Origin of the sequence: Streptomyces capoamus, from assembly GCF_014654935.1 — a bacterium.
GTDB lineage: Bacteria > Actinomycetota > Actinomycetes > Streptomycetales > Streptomycetaceae > Streptomyces > Streptomyces capoamus.
The window spans coordinates 120,864-122,470 of the sequence record NZ_BNBF01000019.1; the positions used below are offsets into that span (position 1 = coordinate 120,864).

Genomic DNA, 1,607 nt, shown 5'->3' on the forward strand with positions numbered 1-1,607 from the left:
TTTCCGTGTGCGGGCCGTTCAGCCGGTGTGTCCGCGTGGGGGTGTGCGTACGGCGAGCAGGGCGACGTCGTCGATGCCGGGTGGCTGTACGCGCCGCAGGAGCTGGTCGGTGAAGGACGGCAGGGGGCGGTGGGAGAGGGCGGCGGCGTGCTTGCGGAGCCGGTTGAGGCCCTCGTCCAGGGTCTGGCCGGGCGCCTCGATGAGGCCGTCGGTGTACAGCAGCAGGGTGGATCCGGGCGGCAGCGGCGTGGTGGCGTCGGGCCGGGGCGCGGAGACTCCGGTGCCCAGCAGCAGGCCGTGGCCGTCGGAGAGGTACTCGGCCAGGCCGTTGTGGTCGATGAGCAGCGGCGGCGGGTGGCCGGCGTTGGTCCACGACAGCTCCCAGAGCCCCTCGTCCGTCTCGGTCACCCGGGCGAAGATGAGCGTGGCCATGCCGACGTCGGTGATCGGCATGACCGCCTCGTCGAGGCGCTCCACGATCCGGCTGGCGGGCTCCCGCTGGGACCACGCGTAGGCGCGCAGCATGTTGCGCAGCTGGGCCATGCCGGCCGCGGCCTCCAGGTCGTGGCCGACGACGTCGCCGATGGCCAGTGCGGTGGCGCCGTCGGACAGGGTGAAGGCGTCGTACCAGTCGCCGCCGACCTGTGAGGCGTCGGGCGCGGGCAGGTAGCGGACGGTCATCTGCAGACCGGGCACGCTCGGCATCTGCGGCAGCAGGTGGTTCTGCATGGTCTCGGCGACCGCGCGCTGGCGCTGGTACAGGCGGGCGTTGTCCAGGGCGACACCGGCGCGGCGCGCGATGTCCTCGATCAGCGGCAGGTCGGCGGTGGTGAAGTTGCCCGGCTTCTTGGCGCGGCCGAGGGTGAGGGCGCCGAGGACCTCGCGGGTGCTGCGGAGGGGGGCGATGGCCGCCGAGTGGATGCCGGTGGCGTCGAACAGCCGGCGCTGCTCCACCGCGATCCCGGAGTCGGGGGCGCCTTCGTAGGTCTCGGGCCCGGCCAGGGTGGAGGCGACGCCACGCAGGGCCCGGGACAGGGGCATCGGGGATTCCTGGGGGACCGGCGGCATGGGGCCCTGCAGATCCTCGTGGTGCACGAGGCGGTCGCCGTCGGCCTGGACGACGGCGGTGCGCCACACCTCGTCCCGTTCGGTGATCAGGTCGATGACGGCCCAGTCCGCCAGCCGGGGCACGACCAGGCGCACCAGTCTGCGCTGTGCCTCCTCCACGTCGAAGGTGGAGGTCAGCTGGGTGGTGGTCTCGGCCAGCAGGGCCAGCCGCTCCAGGTCGCTCATGCGCTCGGCCGCCTCCTGCGGGTGCGGCTCGGTGCTGTACGCCTCCGGGCTGTGGAAGAGCACGAGTGTGCCGGTCCCGGGGCCGCCGGTGGCGTAGGGGGCGATCAGCCACGAGATGCGCAGGAGGGAACCGTCGGGGCGGGCGAAGTAGTCCTCCTCGCCCTGTGCGGGGTGCCCGGCGTGGAACGCCGGCCGCATGCTGCACCGGGTGGTGGGCAGCGGCTGTCCCTGCGGCCCGCGGTGCAGCAGTTCGTGCGCGTCCTGGCCGATCAGGGCCGCGGCGGACCGCTCCAGCAGGTGCTCGGCGTGGGAGT

At 73.6% G+C, this 1,607-nt stretch carries 1 protein-coding gene; it reads right to left on the minus strand.

Annotated elements, in window-relative coordinates; all coding sequences use genetic code 11:
- Positions 1-18 precede the first annotated feature (18 nt).
- Positions 19-1,607, minus strand: a 1,589-nt coding sequence (locus IE312_RS27020; RefSeq protein ID WP_229900480.1) for a GAF domain-containing SpoIIE family protein phosphatase, incomplete at its 5' end; no start/stop codon positions are given.